Source organism: Acinetobacter sp. neg1 (assembly GCF_000788125.1).
GTDB lineage: Bacteria > Pseudomonadota > Gammaproteobacteria > Pseudomonadales > Moraxellaceae > Acinetobacter > Acinetobacter vivianii.
In genome coordinates this window covers 184,274-206,405 of the sequence record NZ_JSZD01000004.1, presented here as the reverse complement: position 1 = coordinate 206,405, position 22,132 = coordinate 184,274, and the positions used below count along the sequence as shown (strand labels likewise).

Annotated in this window: 16 protein-coding genes; 7 read left to right on the top strand and 9 right to left on the bottom strand. The window is 41.9% G+C overall.

Annotation, left to right across the window (positions count from 1 at the left end; translation table 11 throughout):
* Nucleotides 1–137: 137 nt before the first annotated feature.
* Nucleotides 138–1,520, bottom strand: a complete 1,383-nt coding sequence (locus PJ15_RS00915) for an amino acid permease (protein WP_047426873.1) — start codon at nucleotides 1,518–1,520, stop codon at nucleotides 138–140.
* A gap of 137 nt (nucleotides 1,521–1,657) precedes the next feature.
* Entirely contained in the window at nucleotides 1,658–3,379 is a 1,722-nt protein-coding gene (locus PJ15_RS00910) for an alpha-keto acid decarboxylase family protein (protein ID WP_047426870.1), read from the bottom strand.
* Nucleotides 3,380–3,512: 133 nt separating this feature from the next.
* Here PJ15_RS00910 and PJ15_RS00905 point away from each other — a divergent pair, with 133 nt between their 5' ends.
* Complete coding sequence (locus PJ15_RS00905; RefSeq protein ID WP_004770243.1) at nucleotides 3,513–3,998, top strand: Lrp/AsnC family transcriptional regulator; 486 nt, start codon at nucleotides 3,513–3,515, stop codon at nucleotides 3,996–3,998.
* A gap of 70 nt (nucleotides 3,999–4,068) precedes the next feature.
* Here PJ15_RS00905 and PJ15_RS00900 read toward each other — a convergent pair whose 3' ends face one another.
* The gene (locus tag PJ15_RS00900; RefSeq protein WP_047426862.1) at nucleotides 4,069–5,499 is read right to left on the bottom strand and encodes an aldehyde dehydrogenase family protein; all 1,431 of its coding nucleotides are present in this window, start codon (nucleotides 5,497–5,499) and stop codon (nucleotides 4,069–4,071) included.
* 439 nt (nucleotides 5,500–5,938) lie between these two features.
* Here PJ15_RS00900 and PJ15_RS00895 point away from each other — a divergent pair, with 439 nt between their 5' ends.
* Complete coding sequence (locus PJ15_RS00895) at nucleotides 5,939–6,994, top strand: aromatic ring-hydroxylating oxygenase subunit alpha (RefSeq protein ID WP_047426859.1); 1,056 nt, start codon at nucleotides 5,939–5,941, stop codon at nucleotides 6,992–6,994.
* An 88-nt stretch (nucleotides 6,995–7,082) separates the two neighbouring features.
* On the opposite strand, the gene PJ15_RS00890 is transcribed toward PJ15_RS00895, so the two are convergent.
* On the bottom strand, nucleotides 7,083–8,615 hold the full coding sequence (locus PJ15_RS00890; RefSeq protein ID WP_047426857.1) for a pyridoxal phosphate-dependent decarboxylase family protein: 1,533 nt from the start codon (nucleotides 8,613–8,615) through the stop codon (nucleotides 7,083–7,085).
* 3 nt (nucleotides 8,616–8,618) lie between these two features.
* A complete protein-coding gene (locus tag PJ15_RS00885) occupies nucleotides 8,619–9,989 on the bottom strand; it encodes a diaminobutyrate--2-oxoglutarate transaminase (protein ID WP_005258952.1) in 1,371 nt (456 codons plus the stop codon).
* Between the two features lie 465 nt (nucleotides 9,990–10,454).
* Here PJ15_RS00885 and PJ15_RS00880 point away from each other — a divergent pair, with 465 nt between their 5' ends.
* The gene (locus PJ15_RS00880; RefSeq protein WP_047426854.1) at nucleotides 10,455–11,159 is read left to right on the top strand and encodes an SIMPL domain-containing protein; all 705 of its coding nucleotides are present in this window, start codon (nucleotides 10,455–10,457) and stop codon (nucleotides 11,157–11,159) included.
* A 183-nt stretch (nucleotides 11,160–11,342) separates the two neighbouring features.
* Nucleotides 11,343–13,553: a TonB-dependent receptor family protein gene (locus tag PJ15_RS00875; RefSeq protein WP_047426851.1), complete on the top strand. Its 2,211-nt coding sequence runs from the start codon at nucleotides 11,343–11,345 to the stop codon at nucleotides 13,551–13,553.
* A gap of 86 nt (nucleotides 13,554–13,639) precedes the next feature.
* Here the strand turns inward: PJ15_RS00875 and PJ15_RS00870 are convergent, their stop codons facing one another.
* The 3 genes from PJ15_RS00870 to PJ15_RS00860 form a co-directional block, all read right to left on the bottom strand.
* A complete protein-coding gene (locus PJ15_RS00870) occupies nucleotides 13,640–14,101 on the bottom strand; it encodes a GFA family protein (RefSeq protein WP_047426850.1) in 462 nt (153 codons plus the stop codon).
* 262 nt (nucleotides 14,102–14,363) lie between these two features.
* The gene (locus PJ15_RS00865) at nucleotides 14,364–15,458 is read right to left on the bottom strand and encodes a fatty acid desaturase family protein (RefSeq protein ID WP_004770259.1); all 1,095 of its coding nucleotides are present in this window, start codon (nucleotides 15,456–15,458) and stop codon (nucleotides 14,364–14,366) included.
* A 14-nt stretch (nucleotides 15,459–15,472) separates the two neighbouring features.
* The gene (locus PJ15_RS00860; protein ID WP_047426846.1) at nucleotides 15,473–16,540 is read right to left on the bottom strand and encodes a ferredoxin reductase; all 1,068 of its coding nucleotides are present in this window, start codon (nucleotides 16,538–16,540) and stop codon (nucleotides 15,473–15,475) included.
* Between the two features lie 140 nt (nucleotides 16,541–16,680).
* On the opposite strand from PJ15_RS00860, the gene fabR reads away from it, so the two are divergent.
* From fabR to dps, 3 genes are all read left to right on the top strand, one after another.
* Entirely contained in the window at nucleotides 16,681–17,376 is a 696-nt protein-coding gene (gene fabR / locus PJ15_RS00855; protein ID WP_004770262.1) for an HTH-type transcriptional repressor FabR, read from the top strand.
* 82 nt (nucleotides 17,377–17,458) lie between these two features.
* On the top strand, nucleotides 17,459–18,475 hold the full coding sequence (locus PJ15_RS00850; RefSeq protein ID WP_047426843.1) for an AI-2E family transporter: 1,017 nt from the start codon (nucleotides 17,459–17,461) through the stop codon (nucleotides 18,473–18,475).
* A gap of 217 nt (nucleotides 18,476–18,692) precedes the next feature.
* Nucleotides 18,693–19,190, top strand: coding sequence for a DNA starvation/stationary phase protection protein Dps (gene dps, locus PJ15_RS00845; protein WP_005258969.1), 498 nt, complete (start codon nucleotides 18,693–18,695; stop codon nucleotides 19,188–19,190).
* A 58-nt stretch (nucleotides 19,191–19,248) separates the two neighbouring features.
* Here the strand turns inward: dps and rapA are convergent, their stop codons facing one another.
* A complete protein-coding gene (rapA, locus tag PJ15_RS00840; RefSeq protein ID WP_047426840.1) occupies nucleotides 19,249–22,086 on the bottom strand; it encodes an RNA polymerase-associated protein RapA in 2,838 nt (945 codons plus the stop codon).
* Nucleotides 22,087–22,132: the final 46 nt, after the last annotated feature.

Here is a 22,132-nt window from a genome sequence, read left to right as displayed (position 1 = left end):
AACTTTTATTGAGAAAAATCTAATTTTTAGACAAAACATGACATTTTTAAATGGCGCTCTCACAGCCTGTTCCACTACGAACAAAAAAAGGAGCTCAAATTTGAACTCCTTTTTTCAACTGTCAGACCAGTTCAGATTCAAACATTCGGCTGAGCTTCTGTCGACATCACTTCTTTTTTCTTATATTTGAACACATACACCACCGCCAAAATAGCAAGCCAGATTGGAACAAGCACCACTGCTGGTCGCATATCAGGGGTTAAGCTCATGATCAGTAAAATACCGAAGATAAAACCGATGGTGAGATAATTACTCCAAGGACTAAAAATGCTTTTAAACTTGGTTATATGTTGCTGCTGTTGCATGGCTTTTCTAAATTTAAGATGCGTCCATGAAATCATTAACCAGTTCACCACCAAAGCGGCCACTACCAGCATCATTAAAAACTGGAACGCTTTGCCCGGCATCAAGTAATTCACCACCACACAAAGTGCTGTCACGGAAGCAGAAACAATAGCTGCTGCCATTGGAATCCCACGACGATTGACCTTTTGCAGGATTTTAGGTGCATTTCCCTGCATTGCCAGACCATGTAGCATACGGCTATTACAATAAATACAGCTGTTATAAACTGAAATCGCCGCAATCAGCACCACAAAGTTCAAAACATTTGCGACACCATGGCTATCCAAGGACTGGAAAATAAGCACAAAAGGACTACCACCTTCCGCCAACTGATTCCACGGAAATAAACACAGTAATACGCCAATCGCACCGATATAGAAAATCAGGATACGATAAACAATCTGGTTCACCGCTTTAGGAATGGTTTTATCTGGATTTTTGGTCTCAGCCGCAGTAATACCAATCAACTCAAGACCACCAAAAGCAAACATGATCACTGCCATCGACATGATGAAACCATGCATTCCGTTTGGAAAAAATCCACCGAATTGCCATAAGTTTGCAACACTCGCTTGCGGACCTGCACTGCCAGAAATCAATAAATAAAATCCAAAACCAATCATGCTCAGGATGGCAAAAATCTTGATACAGGAGAATAAGAACTCGGATTCTCCAAAGAAGCGGACATTGACCAGATTGATCCCGTTAATCAGGAGGAAAAAGAATAAAGCCGTGATCCATGTGGGTAGCTCGGGCCACCAAAACTGCACAAAGGTACCAATCGCACTCAGTTCGGCCATACTGACCAGCACATAAAGCACCCAATAATTCCAGCCAGACATAAAGCCAGCCATTGGGCCCCAGTATTTATTGGCAAAATAACTAAAGGAACCGCTCACGGGTTCCTCGACCACCATTTCACCTAAATGGCGCATAATTAAAAAAGCAATGACACCTGCCAATGCATATCCCAGTAGAACCGAAGGCCCCGCCAATTTAATGGTTTGCGAGATGCCTAAAAATAATCCTGTGCCTACCGCACCACCTAGCGCAATCAGCTGAATATGCCGATTGGATAGACCTTGTTTTAACTCATGTTTATTGTCTACATCCATCACTTAACTCCAATGTGTGTGTCACATCCTGTACACCTTTATGCAGCGTTAGATCCGAAGCCAATCATTTAGCTTCGAATCTCATTCGCTTTCTTATCAATTTATAAATTTGAAGACTTTCCTGTCTTCTCAATGAACTAGAACGAAATCACTTTTTGATAGGGGATCTTTTGAGAACGCTGCTTGAGAATTTCATAGCCACGATCCCCATAGTCAAAGCGTGCAATCACCGAAGCAAACTTCTTCAGGCTCAATGGCGCATCCATTGCGGGAAGCTTTAATTCGATAAAAGTCAGACCATCAAACTGATGCATCGTGTCCAAGGTCTGCTTAAGTTGGCCGGCTGTTTCAACCACACAGCTCTTATATTGATGTTTGCCATTAAAGACACCTGGGATTTCGGTATAGTGCCAGTTTTGAATATCGTTATAGGCTGCATTTTCCCCCATGATCAAACGTTCGATGGTATAGCCGCCATTATTCAATAAGAAGATAATGGGTTTAAGCCCATGACGGATAATGGTGGAAAGCTCCTGTACGGTTAACTGGAACGAACCATCACCAATAAACAGAATCTGACGACGTTCTGGTGCAGCCAATAAACTGCCGAGTAAAGCTGGTAAGGTATAACCGATCGAACCCCAAAGTGGCTGGGCAATATATTTAGCTGTTGCAGGTAGCTTTAAGCCTGCCAAAGCTGAGTTCGAAGTACCGACCTCTCCGATAATGACATCATCTTCTTTAAGAAAATCAGCGACCGCATTCCAGAGAATGTCTTGACTGAGCTTTTGCTGTTCAGGAACATCGATGACTTGGGGTTGTTGTTTTTCTAGAATGGGTTTGATGAGTTTGCGTGGCGCAACTTTCTTATTCAGTTCAACCAATAGTTGTCCAATCTCAATGCCCGGATAATCCTGACCGAAAATCGTCAAGGCATAGGGTTTGATTTCAATATAATTTTCGGTAGCGATCTGATGGGTAAAAACGCCCGTCCCCACATCAGAAAAACGTACCCCAACACCAATCAGGCAGTCGGATTGCTCAATGGTACTACGAACATTCGGCTGGCTTGCGCCACCAACATACGTCCCCACATAACGTGGTGAATCTTCGTCCATAATATTTTTCGCCGTGAGCATGCTGGCAAAAGGAATCGAACATTTCTGCGATAAATCATTCAGCAATGAGGTCACCCCAAATACTGACGCTTCATTATCAATTAACAATGCTGGATTTTTAGCAGAACCAATCACTTCACATAGCTTCGCCACAGCACTTTGTAGCAGCTCTGGCTCGACCGCAGGGTAAGACAAATCCAACGGGCGATCTGTCACTTCAATTTTGACATGAGTAATATCTGACGGTAACTGGATATGAACTGGACGATGATCAAGAAAACACTGACGTAACACACGATCAATTTCAAATGCAGCATTGGCAGGCGTTAAACGCGTCTGTGCCACAGTGAACTCTTTCATACAGTTCATGATATTGTCGTAATTACCATCCACCAGTGTGTGATGTACCAAAGTGCCCTTCTGAACCACATGCAACGGTGGAATACCCGAGATATGCACCACAGGTACATTTTCGGCATAAGCTCCTGCAATACCATTAATCGCACTTAAATCACCGACACCATAAGTAGTGGTCAAGGCTGCAAAACCGTTGATCCGTGCATAACCGTCTGCTGCATAGGCAGCGTTTAATTCATTACAATTGCCAATAAATTCGAGTTGTGAATCCGCTTCAACTTGTTCGAGATAGGAAAGGTTAAAATCACCAGGTACGCCAAAGAGGTACAGGATACCCATTTGCTTAAGACGAAGATTTAAAAAGTCACCAATTTCTATGAACATCACTCTATATCCTTTGAGGCCATTTTTATTCCATAGAAAAATAATATTTCATCTACCTTTTAGATTTCGTGCATAATGAAAACGCATTTTAATAAAAATACAATATTTGTGTATCATAAAAGGATTTTATGCAATGGATAAGTTCGACTGGCAAATCATTCAGGCATTACAAAAGAATGGACGGCTCACCAATCAGGAAGTGGGAGATTTAATCGGTTTATCTGCTTCCCAGTGTTCCAGACGGCGGCAGCTACTGGAACAAAAAGGCGTGATTCTAGGCTATGCTGCGCGCATTCACCAACAGGCTTTAGGTTTGGAGGTGACAGCGATGATCCATATTAATCTGCGCATCCATGAAGCCAAGTCACAACAAGCATTTCAGGATTTGATTGAGGCAGAAGACAATATTCAGGATGCCTTTTCAATTAGTGGCGATGCCGATTTTATTTTAAAAGTGGTGGCGGAAAATCTGGAACAGCTTTCCCAGTTTGTCACAGAGCGGCTGCTGTCTTATGGTTTTATTGGACATATTAAATCTTACATTGTGCTAAAAAAAATCAAGGAACAGAATCATTTCATGAGTAAAGCCAAAAGCCATAGCTATCACCCTGCGACTTAGGTCGAGCGATAGCGAGCATCAATAAAAAGAAAAAGGCGGATATCGAATCCGCCTTAAAATTATAAAAAACTTAAACTTTATTGATATGCAGCGTTTGCCCAATGGTATTTTCCATTAACCCTTCCATACCAAATTCGGCACCGACACCAGACATTTTCCAACCACCAAAAGGTGCATGCGGTACAATTTCAGCATGAGTATTGATCCAGACTGTGCCGCATTCTAGTTGTGCTGCATAGAATTGGGCGGCTTTCAGATCACTCGACCAGATGGATCCACCCAATCCAAATTCACTCGCATTGGCGCGCGCGATCGCATCATCAATGCTGGTATATTTTAGAATCGGCAACACTGGGCCAAACTGCTCTTCTTGCACCACGCGGCATGTTTCATCCAGTCCTGTGAGAATAGTCGGTGCAATAAAATAGCCCTGTTCAGGTAATGCTTGATCACCCGATAAAGCCTTCGCGCCCTGCGCAATCGCATCAGCGATCAAAGCTTTAACTTTCTGATATTGCAACTGGTTTTGTACTGGCCCAAAGGTCGTTTCAGATGCCATGCCATCACCCACGATCTGCGCATTGGCAATATCAGCAAGTTTCTGTGCTAAAGCATCATATTGGCTTTCATGTACATATAGACGTTTTAAGGCAGCACAGGTTTGCCCTGCATTTAAAAATGCGACGTTAAAAATACGTTGGGCAATCTGGTCGAGATCTGAATCTGGTAATACGATACCCGCATCATTACCGCCAAGCTCTAGCGTTAAATGTTTTAAGGTCTTTACTGCACCAGACATAATATGTTGGCCAGTCTTGGTGGAACCGGTAAAAACAACCTTTTGTACGTCTGGATGGGTTGATAGTGCTTCACCTATTTCCCCATCACCCACCACAATCGAGATAACACCTGCTGGCACTTCTTGCTGAATGATTTCACACAGCTTTAAAGTGGCTAAAGGTGTAAATTCAGATGGTTTATTGATGACCACATTACCTGCACGTAAAGCAGGCATGATATGCCAGACGGCAATCATCAGCGGCCAGTTCCACGGCGTGATTGAAGCAACCACACCTAAAGGCTGATAATGACGCTCAATACGTTTCTGCTCGCTATCTTCCAAGACATCCACGGGTAAGTCCAGACTTGCAGTATAACGTGTCCAGCCAATCGCACCCTGCACTTCCATTTGTGCCAATGCCAATGGCTTACCTTGTTCCAATACTACCAATTCAGCCAAAGTTTCAGCGTGCTTTTCTATACCATCGGCAATTTTGTTGAGTATATTTTTACGTTCTTCATGCGGACAACGCTGCCAGCTTTTAAATGCTTGCTTTGCCGCAGCGATCGCTTGATTCACCTGAGCAACAGAAGCTTTGGCACAACTTGCTGCAACCGTGCCTGTTGCAGGATTAATAATATCAAGTTCACCTTGTTCACCTAAACAAGATTGACCGTCAATAATGAGTTTAAATTCGTTTTGCATATTCAATTGTTGCATGCCTTGTTCCTTCTGTTCATTGTAATCATGTTTTTTGTCTTATCTAACCTACGCTATAGGCCGTAAGTACAAAATGGATGACATCTATCCATCAAAATATTGAGCATCTATCACTACAATATGGAATTTGTGCACCACAGTTTATGCATAATTATTTCTGATTCAGATTCAAAATGCACAGTTTGTGCATAACAGCTACATTTCTCTACTGAGTTATCATAAAAAACCATCGTATCGGCTGTAGACATGATTGATATGAAAACGAGGCTCAATGAATATTCATGTGTCATATCAATAACAGCCTATCTCCAACCCTAACTGCATAATTTAAGTTCAGATCCAGTGTTCTAAAAGTAGCAACACATCATTCAATTAATTGAAATTTCTTAGAACGGCTGGCTTAGTTATATTCAACACAAATGAGCCAGAAGATAAGAAGATGAACAGCAAAGTGATCGCAAGCTTTAATCCTATAGATTTACCCGTGCATATGACTTTTTCAGAGCATGATTGGCAATTGCTTGCTCAGCACTGGTACCCGATTGCGCTCGCCCGTGATATTTCGGAACAACCAACGGCAGCCATGTTGCTCGATATGCCATTGGTCATCTACAAAATGGGAGATGAACTCATTGTTGCAAAAGATGTTTGCCCACATCGTGGGGTTCCCCTCAGCTTAGGCCGCCATGACGGGCAAGGCATTGTGTGTCGCTATCACGGATTACGCTTTGGGCATGAAGGTAAATGCAACCGTATTCCAGCGCATCCCCAGCATAAAATCTCTGATCGTTTCCATTTAAAAACATATGCTGCCACTGAAAAGTATGGACTGATCTGGTGCTGTTTAGCAGCTGGGCCTGATGATAAACCTGTCATTCCTGACATGCCGTACTGGGATGATTCAGACTATCAGCAACTGGTATGTCCGTTTGTAGATCTGAATTGTTTTGCAGGTCGTCAGCTAGAAGGATTTATTGATGTCGCTCATTTTGCTTGGGTCCATCCTGATACTTTTGGCGACCCTGACGATGTTGAAGTGCCAGACTATAGCACCACAGAAACCAGTTATGGATTCAGTGCGGATTATATCAGCAGTATCGGTCGCTATCCGATCGGAACAGAGCAACGTGGGCAAGACAATTTTAACTGGCTCCGACATTTTGAAATCAGCCTGCCTTTTACTGCAACGCTCACCATCCATTTCCCGAATCAAAGCAAACAGGTGATCATGAATGCCGCATCTCCCGTAAGCGCCAGACAAACTCGGCTATTTGCACCAATCTGCCGTAATTATGACAAAGACTTACCTGTTGAGGATGCCTATACCTTTAATTTGCAAATTTTTGAAGAAGATCGACTCATTGTCGAAACACAGAAACCTGAATATCTGCCTTTGGATTTATCGATGGAAGCTCACTTTCCCGCAGATCGTAGCTCAAGCATGTATCGCCGACTTCTAAGGAAAATGGGATTTAATCCAATGTTTGCGGCCTAATCTATGCTGAAATTTAATTTTAATCCGAAATAAAAAAGAGGCCCTGAATGGACTTCTTTTTTATTTCGATGTATCTGCCAGACTGAAATTAATCAATCGCTGGAACATAAGTTCCCGCAGCAATTGCATCTTTAATACGATCAGCTTCTGTAAGCACAAGTGCCAGCAAGTTCTGAACGTTTTCAAGCGTTGCAACCGGACTTAAAGTGGTCATTTTCAATGATTGAAGATTACCAACTTTAGTCACACCAATATTCGCTTCACCACGTGCAAACAATTCATCTGCAACGTTCTGGTTCAAGCTATCGATGAATTCAGCAGGGTAACCTTCTGGTACGACACGGAACAGAACTGAAGCGAATTGTGGTTCAATCAGCAATTCCAGACCTGCTGTTGCTTTAATATAATCAGCAACTTCACGTGTTAATTTCACACCATGATCGATCATTGAACCATAAAGCTCTTCGCCTAATGCTTCAACTGTCATCCATAATTTCAATGCATCAAAACGACGAGTCGTTTGCAATGATTTAGATACAAGGTTAGGCACACCGTGTTCTTCATCATAAGCAGAGTTAAGATATTCTGCTTCATAATGCATAAAGCGATAGTTTGCTTCGTCTTTCAACAAGAAAGCGCCACAGCTAATGCTTTGGAAATAATGCTTATGGAAATCAAGCGTGATTGAGTCTGATAATTCAATACCATCTAGCATTGCACGATGGTCATTTGAAAGAATTAGTGCACCACCCCAAGCTGCATCAATGTGCATCCATGAACCATACTTCGTGGTAATTTCACGGATTTTCTTGAGTGGATCAATCGCACCAGCATCTGTCGTACCCGCAGTTGCAACAACACACGCGACGATTTTGCCTTCGGCTTGAAGATGCGCCATAGTCTTTTCTAGTGCATCGACATCCATTTGTGCATTTTCATTCACAGGCACAGTCACAACAGACTGGAAGCCCATGCCCATCATCGCCATGTTCTTTTGCACAGAGAAGTGTGCATTTTCAGAACAGATGACTTTGACGTTTTTCATTGCATCTGCCGGGATCCCATCACGCTGAACAGACCATGGCTTGCCATTTTCGTCTTTCCAGTTTTTCGAGATGCACCAGTCACGTGCCAGTAATACGCCCATCAGGTTTGATTGCGTACCACCAGAAGTGAACACACCCGCCTGACCTGCACCATAACCAACTTTTTGACGAAGCCAGTCAATCAACTGTACTTCCATCAAAGAACCCGCTGGGCTTTGATCCCATGAGTCCATTGATTGGTTGGTTGCATTGATCAACACTTCCGCAATCTGGCTCATCACCATGGTTGGGCAGTGTAAATGTGCAAGTGAATGTGGATGATGTACTTTCAAGCTTTTGTTGAGGAAAAGCTCAACCATACGTTGTAATGACTGCTGTACACCCAAGCCTTCTTTTGAAGGAGCAAAAGAGATTGCTTCGCGCAAATCCTTGATGCTGCCGCCCGTGTACATTTTGTCATTTTGCAACCATGCTGAAACGGCATTTACCGCCTCGCCCATTGCTGACTGATAGTCAGCAATAGATTGAGCATCATTGCAGAGTAACGCTTTACGATGTTCTGCAAAATCAACCATGAATTAGCCTCGTACTGCTTTTAATGCTTCAGCAATCGCTTTCTTGAAGCGAGCAATCACTTCAACACATTCGTCTTGGTTGATGATTAACGGGCAAAGTAAACGAATAACTGTACCGTTACGACCGCCTTTCTCAAGCAATAATTTATTGTTGAAACATGCGGCTTGAATCGCTGCTGCCAACTGAGCATCTGCAGGATGAGAACCCATATGATCAGCAGGTTTACGCTCATCAATGATCTCGATACCAATCATCAAGCCACGACCGCGCACATTACCGATACATGGGAATTCTTGCACCAGTTTTTTCAACTCAGCTTGTAAGAAATCACCACGCTCTTGCGCATTCTGAGCAAGGTTTTGTTCTTTGATCACTTGAAGTGATGCTAAACCTGTACCCATTGCAAGTTGGTTACCGCGGAATGTACCTGAGTGTGTACCTGGCTGCCATGCATCAAACTTACGTTTAATACCTAATACTGCAAGTGGTAAGCTACCACCAACCGCTTTAGACATCACCACAACATCAGGCTCGATTCCTGCATGTTCAAAAGCAAACATTTTGCCTGAACGTGCGAAACCAGCTTGAACTTCGTCCAAAATTAAAACGATGTTGTGCTTTTCAGTCACTTCACGGATTTTTTTCAACCATTTTACAGGTGCAGTCACAACACCGCCTTCACCCTGAATCGCTTCAAGAATGACAGCAGCAGGCTTGGTTACACCGCTTTCAACATCTTCAATGAAGTTTTCAAAGTAGTATGTCAAAGCATCAACACCCGCTTCACCACCTAAACCAAGTGGGCAACGATATTCATGAGGGTATGGCATAAACTGAACGCCTGGCATTAAGCCATTCACAGCATTCTTCGCAGACAGGTTACCTGTCATTGCAAGCGCGCCGTGCGTCATACCATGGTAGCCACCAGAGAAACTAATCACTGAGCTACGACCCGTATAGGTTTTTGCTAATTTAATTGCTGCTTCTGTACCATCTGCACCTGTTGGGCCACAGAATTGTAAGCAATACTCTTCTTTACCGCCTGGCAAATAAGCCAGCAGCGCTTCAGTAAACGCATCTTTTAAAGGAGTCGTTAAGTCTAAAGTATGCAATGGCAAACCACTTGCCAATGTGTCTTGAATACTTTGAATCACCGCAGGATGATTATGGCCTAAAGCCAATGTTCCTGCCCCAGCTAAACAATCAAGGTACTCTGTACCTTCAACATCAGTAACCCAGCAGCCTTGTGCTTTCGCTATCGCTAACGGTAATTTACGTGGATAACTACGAACATTTGATTCCATCTGACTTTGGCGAGTCAGATAATATTCGTTGGTTGCATTAGCGGCAGGATTTACGGAAGTAACGCTCATATCGAATTACCATCTCTGATATGGGTGAAAGAAATAAGTCTGGTGACTTGCGGTCGTTTGACTCGGTGCTTTTTAGAATCTAGTGTAGACACTTGTTTATATCTTTCAACTAGGAGCGAGATGATACCTAATTTTGCAAGAAAATAAACACTTTTTATGCCTGACATTCATCTAATCTTATTGAAAAAATGTATCATTCCGATAACTATGATGAATTATGATCATACTATGTGACAAGCGGAAGAAAGTAAGCTTTTTTAAATCCCACTTCCATTTTTAGATAAATGGTCAAATCAATCGATCTAATTAATTAATTTTTAAAGTTTTTCATTTTATTTTCTGTTGCAAAACACTGCTAATCCCTTACAAAGTCACCACAAAATATGCAGAAGTTCACCATCAGTTCTTTTTAATATCAAATCTGTAAAAAATAAATTTTCAACATCAAATTCTAAGGAAAATTTTATGCGTACTTTAGCACTTGCTACATTGATGATCGGAGCTGCACTCAGCCCAACTCTTTTTGCTCATGAGACAGAGAATTTGAACTATAACATTGTAAATATTCAGGCAGATGCCTCACGTCAGGTCGCAAATGATGAAATGCGTGCCGTACTCTTTATTGAAAAAAGCAACAAACAACCTGCTGAACTATCAAACCAGATCAATCAACTAATGAATCAGGCGCAAGCAATTGCACGTAAATATAATCAGGTCAAGGTCGAAACAGGTACACAAAGCACCTACCCTGTTTATGACAATGACAGCAATAAACTGAAAGAATGGCGTGCCCGTGCTGAGATCCAACTTGAAAGTAAAGACTTCAAGGCAGCAAGTCAGCTGATCAGTGAGTTACAGCAAAGCTTCCAGACTCAGTCGATCAACTTTACCGTGTCGGACGAACAACGTAAAAAAGTTGAAAATGAGCTGATGATTGAAGCATCTAAAAACTTCCAGCAACGTGCTCAAGCCATTACCCAAGCATGGAATAAAGGTCAATATAATCTGGTCAGCTTGAATCTCAATACCAGTAATTATTTCCCACAACCGATGATGCGTGGCGGTGGTATGGCTAAGTTTGCGATGGCTGAAGCTGCACCTGCACAGGATATGGCTGCTGGTGAATCAAAAATTACCGTAAGCGCCAATGGTTCGATCCAGTTTAAATAATCTGTCTTTTCAAAAAAACCGTGCTTAAGCACGGTTTTTTGTTGTTTGAAATAGCCAAAAATATCTTTAGCAAAAAAACAATAAACTTAACTCATCTCATAGTTATAAGTGATAATCGTTCTTATTTTATTTCTTTAAATAAGCGATTAAGATTCGGGGAAATTTACAGCATTTGCTCATCTTATGAAACCTGTCACCAATTCTGCTGCATCTAAGAAATTTCAGCCCTCAACCCTGAGCCTCGCCATTGCAATTCTATGTAGTGGAATTTCTCATACAACATTTGCCAATGAAGAATCCCCTGTTGAGACTCAAACACTTGCAACGATTTCTGTTAAAGCTCAAGGCAACTGGCTGGAAAATGCCAATGCAGAAAAAGTACAGCAACATGCAGGCGCACGCAGCATTATTGATCGTAAACGCTTGGATGAAATCGCAACCACTTCGATTCGTGATGCATTAAAACAACTTCCAGGAGTTCAAGTTCAGGACAGCAATGGTACAGGCGGCAGTGATGTTTCTTTAAATATTGGTGTGCGCGGCCTCACCTCTCGTTTATCGCCTCGCTCTACTGTGCTTATGGATGGTGTCCCGCTTTCTTTTGCACCTTATGGTCAACCACAATTATCTTTGGCCCCTGTGTCGATGGGCAATATTGAATCTGTAGATGTGGTTCGCGGCGCGGGTTCTGTCCGTTTTGGACCGCAGAACGTGGGTGGAATCATTAACTTCACAACACGTGCCATTCCACAAGATTTTTCGGGCTCAGTTGGCTTAACCACAGAGTTTGCAACAGGAACAGATCAACTCAAATATACGCCTAATTTATTTATTGGTGGTACTTTAGATAATGGCTTAGGTTTAGCCTTACTCTATTCGGGTAACAAAGGTGATGGCTATCGTGAAGCCAATAATAAAATTGATATCGATGATGTCATGTTAAAAACTGCCTACCAATGGACCGATCAGGATGCAATTGCTGTCAATCTTCATCATTATGAAGGCCGTGGCGAAATGCCAGAAGGTTTAACTACAACACAATTTGCCGACAATCCTTATCAATCGAATCAAAACCGTAATTATTTCGCGGGCCGCCGTTCAGATATTTCTGTCAAATATAGCCATAAAGATGAACTCAATAACTTTGAAGTCTTGGGCTATTACGTCGACTCTTTCCGTACTAGCGATTTAGAATCTATTTCAGATAATGGCACAAGTCGTATTAGCAACTCCCCTCGTGACTATAAATATTTTGGGATTGAGCCCCGCTATTCACGTGCCTATAGCTGGGGCAGCATGGATAACGAAGTCACTGTTGGCTATCGTTATTTACAAGAAGAAAGCTCTGAGTTTTCAGGACGTACAGATTCATACAATACCATTACAGGTACTCCAGGCGAACGTATTGCCAATACCACCAGTGAAGGTGGCACCAAAGCACATGCAGTATATATTGACAACCGTTTTGGTATGGGCAATTGGATCATTACTCCAGGTGTTCGTTTCGAATCAATTGATACGCATAATGATTTCACTGCCTATCAAAAAGGTGTTGCAATCAATACTGTTCATCCAAAAATCAGATCAGATGAATTTTTACCAAGTTTATCGGTACTTTATAAAGCCAACGAAAACTGGAATATCTTTGCCAATGCAGGCGTTTCATTTGGTCCGCAACAATATAACCAGTTGGTCACCACCAGAACAATTGATGGTAACAATACTGCGGTTACGACATTGGATGGCTTACATCCAGAAAAATCTAAAAACTATGAAATCGGCACCAAGTACCTAGGCAATGGACTAAGTGCTGAATTGACTGTCTTCTATTTAGATTTTGACAAAGAATTGATGCTGGAACGACCTGATAATATCGGTACAGGGATCTGGACAGATTTAGGTGCAACCAGTCATAAAGGCGTTGAGACTGGAATCAGCTATGATTTCGGACAACTTGCAGATGTACTGGAAGGTTTCAAAGTCTATGGTAACTATACCTTTACCAAAGCAACCTCCGAAGCAGGAAAATTTGAAGGTAAAGATCTTCCCTATTACTCACGCCATGTAGGTAATTTAGGTATGGCTTATCAAATAGACAACTGGTCGGTCAATGCCGATATGTTTGCCCAATCGAAACAACATGCCCCTGGTCCAGGTGATATTTATCAAATTGAAGAAACCGCGGATGGTCGTACTGGTGATATCCCGGGTTATTCAACCTTTGCGGTACGCGCGGGTTATGATTTTAGTAATCAGCTTAAAGGTTTAAAAATTGCAGGCGGTATAAAGAACGTGTTTGATAAGCAATATTATACCCGTTCATCAGATTCAACGGGCGGTAAATATGTTGGTCAACCACGAACCATTTTCTTACAAACCTCTTATGATTTCTAAATAAAAGAAAGCCGAACTTTTGAGTTCGGCTTTTTATTTGCATTATTTGCACATGTCATCGCAAAGTTTTTTAATTACAGCAACTGTTATCGATTCATTGCAAAATAATTTTCCAATTCAACCAAATCGGGCAGCTCATCAAATGCCACTCGTATTTCAGATGCTTTTGCCCAACTGACTGCCGAATTCGTACAAAAATTTAACTCAAGTTCAGGTGTAAACTCTTCGAGAATGAGCCCCAAAGGAATCCACATAATCTTTGGATTGATAGCCAGTGCATTCGGTACAGGTGAACCACACTGTTTGCAAAAACAACTGGTAAACCCAGTATCCTTGATATAGGTTTGAATGAATGGTTCCCCTTGCTGCCATTGAAATGATTGTGCTTGAACAAAAGTGGATGCATTCGATGCAGCCCCACTCTGCTTACGACAAAGACTACAATAACAACGATACATCATTTTGATATTTGTCACAGAAAACTGAAAGCTCACTGCCCCACATAAACAACTGCCTGTAAACCTTTTATTTTTACCAAGTGATGCCATCTATTCTTGTCCTATTATGCTATCTACTTGATCAGACATTTACTCAATATTATATAATCCCCAAATACACTTGGATAGTTGATCTTAGCCAATAATTCTCTACGACAATAGATTTTTAATATTTAATAAATGAATACTCAAATGATTTCCAGTATGAACAATTGTAGATAAGGCTTAAAGAAAAAACTTCCAAATAAATAACCTTCATGGCTGATAAAACAAAGCCCTGACATTAATCAGGGCTTTGTTTTAACTCAACAGTTTACTTTTTAAATGGCAGTGCATATTTAAAAATACGCCCGACCACTTCACCAAACTGTTTCACAAAGCTGGCATTGTTATAATTCAAACCATACTTTTCACAGACTGCCTGTACTTTAGGTGCAACCTGACGGTAGCGGCGTGCAGGAATATCAGGGAATAAATGGTGCTCAATCTGATGGCTCAAATGTCCCGTTAAAATATGAAAGGCTTCTGAACCCGTCAGGTTTGATGAACCGCGAATCTGACGCATATACCAGTGTCCACGACTTTCATCCTGCAACACAGCTTTAGGGAACACTTCGACGTCTTTGGTAAAGTGACCACAGAAAATAATACTGAAGGTCCAGACATTACGAATTCCGTTTGCCACCAGATTTCCTGTAAATACAGGAATTGCAGAAGGCCCAGCAATCAAAGGAAAGAACACATAGTCCTTAAACATTTGCTTGAGGATTTTCTTCTGTGCAGGCTGCCATTCACGTTTAAATTGCGCAATGGTTTTACGCTTATACAATACTTTGCCCAACTCCAGATTCTGGATCGCTACGCCCCACTGGAACAATAAGCTAAATGGCACGATATACATCGGTTGAATCAAGGTGAATTTAGACCAGCGTTGTTCTGGAAATAAACGGAATACCCCGTAACCCACATCATCATCCATACCCTTAATATTGGTATAAGTATGGTGTTTGTAGTTATGGGTTTGGCGCCAGTTATCAGAAGTACCAACGGTATCCCACTCATAAGTTTGACCATTGAATTTTGGATCATTCATCCAGTCATATTGTCCATGCATGACATTATGACCCAGTTCCATATTTTCCATGATCTTGGCAAAGCCGAGTAAGCCTGTGCCCACTAACCATGCTGGCGGAAACCAGCCCAGAAATAAGCAGGCACGACCTAGCATGCTGCTATAACGAATCGTGGAATAGACACGGCGGATGTATTTCGCATCTTTCTCGCCAATATCGTCCAGTACCTCTTGTTTAATTTGATCGAGTTCACGAGCAAACGCATCTAACTCGGCAGCAGTAAGATCACGATTTTTAGGATTTTTGAAAAATTCAATTTTAACAGGCATGTTCATAATCAATTTCTCTCTTATAGATCAATCACAAGATCAGACTGGGCTGAATTGACACAAATTTTTAGCAACTGAGCAGGTTCATTATTAGCCGCGCCATTCAATAGGTTTTTGGTCACACCTTGCGCCTTGTTGCAGGCACATTTATTACAGATTCCCATCCGGCAACCGTGATTCGGTTTAATGCCTTGATGCTCCAGACTGGAAAGAATCGACTGGCCTTTCGGAATCGCAATCGTCTTATTCGATTGCGTCAAGGTCACATTAATAAAACCCGTCTCAGTGCTATCTTCCACAAACTGGCTCAAACTAAAGGCTTCTGTTTGCAGTGCTGCGGCATCTTTAAACAGGCTTTCCGCCGATGCTGCAAAACCCGATGGCCCGCATGCATAAACCGTGGTATCGCTTAACGTAGTGAATTGATCCACATGGCTTTGATTTAAACGCTGATCTTGTTCTTGGGTATAAAAAATCTGATAACTAAAATTAGAGAAGTTTTCTGATACTTCTTTGAGATATTCAACATAGGCTGCGTCTGCCTGAGTCTTGACCCAATACATCAATTGAACTGTATGCGTATTCAATTGTTTAGACTGGCACAAGGCTTCAATCAGACTCAGCATCGGCGTGATACCACTGCCAGCTGCCAACAATAATAAATGAGGCGTCTCAACGGTCTGTTGCATTTCACCATAAGGTTGTCCCAAACGGAGGACATGACCAGTTTGGCTGTGCTCAACCAACCACGAACTTACCAGGCCTTGATCCACTTTTTTAACAGTTAAACACAAGTGATCTGCATCAATCTGCATCAGACTATAAGTACGCTCGTAATGACGACCTTCAATCTCAACTGTTACAGGATGGTGCTGCCCTGCCACACCTCGTACCACATGACGGTTGCACTGTAAAATCAGGCTGACTGTATCCTTTGCCACATTTTGTTTTTTTACGATTTTGGCAAGTGGCTGATTGATTGACCACAATGGATTGATTTTCTGTAACCAAAAATTGGCGTCATGGCTGTTCATTACACTTTGAGCCAACGAATTAAATAGAGAATTTCTCTTTTCAATTGCTTGCATGAGCAGTTTTACTCTGGTTGTTTGTTAATTATTATACATGTGTATATATATTTGTATATACACTCGTATAAGAATTTACATTTCACAAGTACAACGACAATCGTTATAATCCCGAGTAGCTTACTTATATATTGAAAATAATGGTTCATTCTTCTTTTTTACCGCTCGGCCATGACACCGTAAACGAACAAGATGTCATTCCCATGAAATCTCCTGTACGTTCGGTGGGTAGGAAAGCAACGATTACAAAAGAAGAGTTGTTTCAAGCCACGCTGAATCTGATCGGCCCGCAAAAAAGTATCGCCTCTCTCAGTTTACGTGAAATTGCACGTGAAGCTGGCATTGCACCAAACAGCTTTTATCGTCATTTCAAAGATATTGATGAGTTGGCCATTGCATTGATTGATCAATCTGGTCTGGTACTTCGTCGCATTATTCGCGAAGCACGTTTACAGGCTTCCAAGCAGCAAAGCATTATTCGTAGTTCGGTTGAAGTGTTTATTCAACAACTGAATACCGACGAAGGCAATCTGAGTCTGTTATTGCGCGAAGGCTATACGGGTTCAACGTCATATAAAGCTGCGGTTGATCGCCAGCTCAATTTCTTCCAGCAAGAATTGCAAGAAGACCTGATCCGTTTAGAACGCTTAAATAACAGCAAAATCAGTCATGCTGATCTGGCTGCCAAAGCCATTACCCAACTAGTATTTAACATGGGTGCGAAAGTCATTGATCTACCTGTGGAGCAACGTACTGAAGTTGCGGAACAGACCATGGTGATGATCCGTATGATTTTAGAAGGTGCTCGTCATATTCATGAAACGGAAATTGATTAATTCTTTACATCGCAATACGATAGATCTCAGCAAAATTATATTTTGTCTCTTAGCATAACAACTTAAATCAGGCATATAGATCATGAATCTACTGAATGACCGTCAAAGCATCATCGCCAGTTTTATCCTGATGTCTTTATTTTTAATGATGGTCATTCCCCTGCATTTACTGCCAAGTTTCTTTGCCGGATTTCTGGTTTTTGAAATTATTAACAGTTTAAGTTCAATTGTTGAAAAACATATTGATGGTCAACGCGCCCGTATCTTTATCAGTATTATTCTGGGAATATTGGCAACCGTGCTGATCGGCTTCTTTATTACCAGCCTGATTAGCTTTGTGATTTATGATCTCAAAGGTACAGGGCTAAATTCTTTCAATATTAAAATCGACCAGACCCTGATCAAATTTCAGGCGGAGATGAGCCATTATTTGCCGGGCTATCTGCCACATAGTGTTGCCGATATCAAGAATCAGATCTTGTCCTTTATCAAGAATAATATTTCCATTGTCAAAAATACGGGCACAGATATTCTGCATAATCTGGCCACAATGGTGATCGGTTTGATTGTCGGAATCTTGGTCTCGATTCAGAATTTCAAACAACATGCCCCGCAACCTGCATTTAAGGCAGCAATTCTACATCGTATCCAGAAGCTTTCGGTTTCTTTTAAAAACGTTGTCTTTGCTCAGGTCAAGATTTCACTGATTAATACCGTGTTATTTATGATCTTTGTGTTTATTGTTCTGCCTCTATTCAATATCCACTTACCTTTTGCCAAGACCCTGACCATTCTGACCTTTATTTTTGGTCTACTCCCGATCATTGGTAACCTGATTTCAAATACCCTGATCATTATGGCAGGCTTAACCATTTCCTTGTCTGTGGCAGCGATTGCACTGGCCTATCTGGTGATTATTCACAAGCTTGAATATTTTATTAATGCCAAAATTATTGGTACCAAAATCAATGCCAGTGCATGGGAAGTGTTATTGGCGATGCTAATTTTTGAAGCTATTTTTGGGCTGAGCGGTTTGATTGTTGCACCAATTTTCTATGCCTATATCAAACTGGAATGCAAAGACGTAGGCCTAATCTAAGCCATTTTTTACAAGTGAATACGCAGCGTAACAGATTGAATCATCATTTAATCTGAATCAAAACCTGCGTTTCTAAAAATAAAATTGATGATAACTAAACTTACAAAAGATTAGAAAACGAAAACACTCACTGCCCTATTCACGGCGTAAGCTAGAGATGAATTAGGCGGTTTTTTATTCACTACATTTCATCACATTATAATTGAATGAGGTAACTATGAGTTCTTCAGCAGCTAAAGCTTTAAAAGTATATACACGTAATAATTTAGATGATGCGATCAAAGAATCTACCGTAAAAATTTTAAATCAAATTCTTGCCAATCTTATTGATCTTTCGTTACTGACGAAACAGGCGCATTGGAACATGCGGGGTAGCAACTTTATTGCGGTACATGAAATGTTAGATATGTTCCGTACATCGCTAATCACACACTTGGACAATGTAGCTGAACGTGCCGTACAGATTGGTGGAACAGCGTTGGGAACAACGCAATCTGTTGGCGAAAGTTCGCATCTTAAGCCTTATCCAGTGGCGATTCACGCGGTACAAGACCACTTAAAAGAACTGGCAGATCGTTATGGGGTGGTTGCCAACCATCTGCGTGATACCATTGATGAAATTCAGGATCCGATTTCAGAAGATATTCTGCATGCTGCACTCGAAGATCTGGATCAATATTTATGGTTCTTGGAAGCCAATATTGATCAAAAATAATCAAAAGTAGGCCATAAAAAAGAGGACGTTTTGTCCTCTTTTTTTATTTCTATCTCAATTATGGTTTAACCACAACCAAGACCTGAATCGCTTCTGGAGTTACAGAAAGACCATCTAAAAGGCCTAAACCTTCTTTTTGGAATTTCTGTAAACGCTCAATTTCATCTTCACGAATACTTGGGTTAAATTGCTTAAGATAAGTTAAACGGTCAATTTCATATTGCCATTTACCGCTGTAATGCTCTTTGGCTTGTTGCATCAACTCTGGTAATGATTCTTTGGCAATATCCAGCGCCTGTGCATAACGTGATTCAATCACTTCACGGCGTGCTTTCACCACCTGACGGCAGCTATTACCATCTAAATGATGCAAGTATGGACGTAAAATGCTTGGATCAATCTTGGCAGACAAGTCCTGACCATTTTCGCTGAGCAATACACGAATTAGTTGTTTCGGTAAGCTTGATGGCAGATTCAATGCTTTTGGCGCCACCACATCGACCTTAAACCAGACTTCTAATAACACTGAACCTTGTTTCAGAGCATTCGATTTGAGTAAAGCAACATTGGTACTACCAAATGATTGCGTGCGGATCATCTCCATCACACTTTCAATAAATGGATGTTCCAGCGTCAGGTATTGTGCATCTTCACGGATTTGTGCCTGATCACGATAGAAGGTTGCTGTCATACCCTCTTCGTCTAGCGTCAAACCTTGAACCTGCATCTGATCAGTCGGCTTGATAATCACCGTACCGTTACTTTGCTCATCAAAATCGATATTGGTTGATGACATGAAACGCTTCACAAACATTGGCAAAGTGGTGTTGTCATCATAATCTTCAAGCGCTTGAACAATGCCCTGTGCAACCACTGGACGGCATGAATTGTACTCAAGCAAACGGTCGCGGCCCGCCTGTAATTCAGCTTCCAATGCTTGACGCTGTACATTCACTTCTTCAAGTAAATCTTCAAAGGTCTGGCCTTGATCTGCAAGTAAGCAATCTTTCAGCTCAACAATAAAGTTCTCTTGTAGCGTTTGCGCGGTTGGAGAAATATTGCTGAAAATATTGAGTGCTTCGTTGTACCAGCGGAACATACGCTCTTGCGCTGTCCCCATGAGATAAGGTACATGGATCTGGATACGATTTTCCTGACCAATACGATCCAGACGACCAATACGCTGTTCGAGTACGTCAGGGTTTGCTGGCAAATCAAATAAAATCAAATCACTGGCAAACTGGAAGTTACGCCCTTCTGAACCAATCTCGGAACACAGCAAGATTTGTGCACCATAGCTGTCTTCGGCAAAGTATGCTGCCGCTTGGTCGCGCTCCAGCAAGCTCATGCCTTCATGGAACATCGCGGTACGAATACCTGCATGTAAACGCAATACATTTTCCAGCGCTTCGACGACAGGCCCACTACGTGCAATCAATAATACTTTTTTGTGTTTTAAGTCTTTACGCAAGACTTCCATCAACCAAGGCACACGCGGATCATTTTCCATCCATGCACCATCAAGCTGACCTTCTTCTGGCCACATCTGCTCGCGCATTTTGCCGTCCATTGACCAGTCTTCTGGCGCTGTTAATGGCGCTGGCTGACAATCACGACCCGGGAAGCCTTGAATCGCTTCACGGGTATTACGGAACAGGATACGACCTGTACCATGACGGTCCAATAATTCATGAATTGCACGCATACGCTGTTCAGGCTGATCATCAATTCGATGACCCAACAAGCCTTCCAGTGCAACAAGATGATCTTCTGTTAAAGCGTCATCTGACATCAATACTTCTGCAATTTTCGCAGTTTGCTGATATTGCTCTTCTTCATCAAGAAAACGGTCGAGGCTGCTAAAACGTTGCGGATCAAGCAAACGTAAACGCGCAAAATGACTTTCTACACCAAGTTGCTCTGGGGTTGCAGTGAGTAGCAACACACCTGCTGTCTGTTCTGCTAGTTCTTCGACCAAGTCATAGCGATCATTGCCGCCTTCTTCCTCACTCCACATCAAGTGATGTGCTTCATCGACCACCAATAGATCAAAACCAGCTTCCATCGCCTGCTCACGCAAGTCATCATGGTCAACCATCAAGTCAACGCTGGCAATAATGCATTGTTCAGTCAAGAACGGATTTAAATCAGGATCATGTTCTTTGATCGATGCGGTACGAGTTAAATCAAATAGAGAGAATTGCAAATTGAAACGGCGACGCATTTCAATCATCCACTGATATTGCAGTGAATCAGGCACCAAGATCAGGATACGTTCTGAACGGCCTGTTTTGAGTTGCTGGTGGATAATCAAACCCGCTTCAATGGTTTTACCCAAGCCAACTTCATCAGCCAGTAAAACACGCGGCGCAAAACGCTTGCCGACTTCATGTGCAATATAAAGCTGATGCGGAATTAAACCGACACGCGCACCAAGAAATCCACGTAAAGGGCTGGTATGCATTTGCGCCTGCAATAACATGGCTTCAATACGCAGGTCATACCATTCTTTATAATCGACTTGGCTAGCTAACAAACGCTCTAAAGGTTTTGACAGCTGGATTTGCGCACCAATACGCGTTTCGTTCAGTGACTTGCGTTCTTGTTCGCCATTTTCCAGTGTACGAACCACATCATAACGAAGGACACCATGACGGTCTTCAATCGACTCAACAATCCACTTAAGGCCTTCTTGGTCTTGGACTTCATCATTTACATTGAAGATGATGCGAGATAAAGGCGCATTGTTGCGTGCATAGACACGAGTTTCATCACTTTTAGGGAATAAAATGCTGATAGAACGTTCATCTACATCAATAAGAACCCCTAAACCGAGTTCAGTTTCAGTATCTGATAACCAACGTTGACCAATAGCAAACTGCTGCAATTTTTCCACCTTTATCTCAAGTTAGCCCACATATTTTATGCCCTGACCCAAATAA

What these genes read in the sequence shown, in the direction of transcription:
- PJ15_RS00915 (WP_047426873.1), bottom strand. Translation starts at nt 1,520, where the DNA reads ATGGATGTAGACAATAAACATGAGTTAAAACAAGGTCTATCCAATCGG.
- PJ15_RS00910 (WP_047426870.1), bottom strand. Translation starts at nt 3,379, where the DNA reads ATGTTCATAGAAATTGGTGACTTTTTAAATCTTCGTCTTAAGCAAATG.
- PJ15_RS00905 (WP_004770243.1), top strand. Translation starts at nt 3,513, where the DNA reads ATGGATAAGTTCGACTGGCAAATCATTCAGGCATTACAAAAGAATGGA.
- PJ15_RS00900 (WP_047426862.1), bottom strand. Translation starts at nt 5,499, where the DNA reads ATGCAACAATTGAATATGCAAAACGAATTTAAACTCATTATTGACGGT.
- PJ15_RS00895 (WP_047426859.1), top strand. Translation starts at nt 5,939, where the DNA reads ATGAACAGCAAAGTGATCGCAAGCTTTAATCCTATAGATTTACCCGTG.
- PJ15_RS00890 (WP_047426857.1), bottom strand. Translation starts at nt 8,615, where the DNA reads ATGGTTGATTTTGCAGAACATCGTAAAGCGTTACTCTGCAATGATGCT.
- PJ15_RS00885 (WP_005258952.1), bottom strand. Translation starts at nt 9,989, where the DNA reads ATGAGCGTTACTTCCGTAAATCCTGCCGCTAATGCAACCAACGAATAT.
- PJ15_RS00880 (WP_047426854.1), top strand. Translation starts at nt 10,455, where the DNA reads ATGCGTACTTTAGCACTTGCTACATTGATGATCGGAGCTGCACTCAGC.
- PJ15_RS00875 (WP_047426851.1), top strand. Translation starts at nt 11,343, where the DNA reads ATGAAACCTGTCACCAATTCTGCTGCATCTAAGAAATTTCAGCCCTCA.
- PJ15_RS00870 (WP_047426850.1), bottom strand. Translation starts at nt 14,101, where the DNA reads ATGGCATCACTTGGTAAAAATAAAAGGTTTACAGGCAGTTGTTTATGT.
- PJ15_RS00865 (WP_004770259.1), bottom strand. Translation starts at nt 15,458, where the DNA reads ATGAACATGCCTGTTAAAATTGAATTTTTCAAAAATCCTAAAAATCGT.
- PJ15_RS00860 (WP_047426846.1), bottom strand. Translation starts at nt 16,540, where the DNA reads ATGCAAGCAATTGAAAAGAGAAATTCTCTATTTAATTCGTTGGCTCAA.
- fabR (WP_004770262.1), top strand. Translation starts at nt 16,681, where the DNA reads ATGGTTCATTCTTCTTTTTTACCGCTCGGCCATGACACCGTAAACGAA.
- PJ15_RS00850 (WP_047426843.1), top strand. Translation starts at nt 17,459, where the DNA reads ATGAATCTACTGAATGACCGTCAAAGCATCATCGCCAGTTTTATCCTG.
- dps (WP_005258969.1), top strand. Translation starts at nt 18,693, where the DNA reads ATGAGTTCTTCAGCAGCTAAAGCTTTAAAAGTATATACACGTAATAAT.